General features: G+C 72.8%; 1 protein-coding gene. It reads left to right on the top strand.

The window, feature by feature from the left end:
* The first annotated feature begins 76 nt into the window (after positions 1-76).
* A complete protein-coding gene (locus ACYVE7_RS35285) occupies positions 77-448 on the top strand; it encodes a hypothetical protein (RefSeq protein ID WP_460371041.1) in 372 nt (123 codons plus the stop codon).
* Positions 449-624 lie beyond the last annotated feature (176 nt).

Here is a 624-nt window from a genome sequence, read left to right as displayed (position 1 = left end):
GGGGGGGGGGGGGGGGGGGTTAGCCAAGATGCCCCTGGCGGGGCATCGGTGGGTGGAGGAAAGTAGCGGTAACGCCATGGCGCCGCGGGGCGATCTGGTGTGGCGGGCCCGCACCACCGGGGCGCTGCGGCTGTCGGCGCCGTCGGGACGGCTCCGGGACGGCGAGACCGCGACCGTCACGGTTCGGGTCTTCCGTATTCCCTCCTCCCACGGTGAGGGAAGTCTGACCTTCGGTTCCACGACCGTCACCGTCACGTGGCGGGCCGCCGCCGCATCGCCGACTCCCAGCCCGTCCACGACCCATCCGTCCGCGCCGTCCAGCTCCGCGACGCCCTCCCCGTCCGAGCCCTCGCCGACCGCCGAACCGACGGCCACCGAACCGCCTGTGACGGAGCCGCCGGCCACGCCCACGCCCACGGACGAGCCGTCTTCACCCACCCCGACCTGACCGAAAAACAAGATCACTCGAAGGGGATTAGGCGGAGCGCGCTCCGGGGAGTGATGACTCCGTGCGACGAACCCTCACACGGCGTGGTGATCGCTGATGAAGCCGAACAGGCGCACCCTCGCGGTGCTCACGGCGGGCGTGCTGCTCGCGGGCGGCGCACCGGCCGTCGCGGCCAC

It is taken from the genome of Actinocorallia lasiicapitis (assembly GCF_054778695.1).
Note: the sequence above shows the minus strand (reverse complement) of the source record. Positions and strands in the feature narration are given on the sequence as shown.

What these genes read in the sequence shown, in the direction of transcription:
- ACYVE7_RS35285 (WP_460371041.1), top strand. Translation starts at nt 77, where the DNA reads ATGGCGCCGCGGGGCGATCTGGTGTGGCGGGCCCGCACCACCGGGGCG.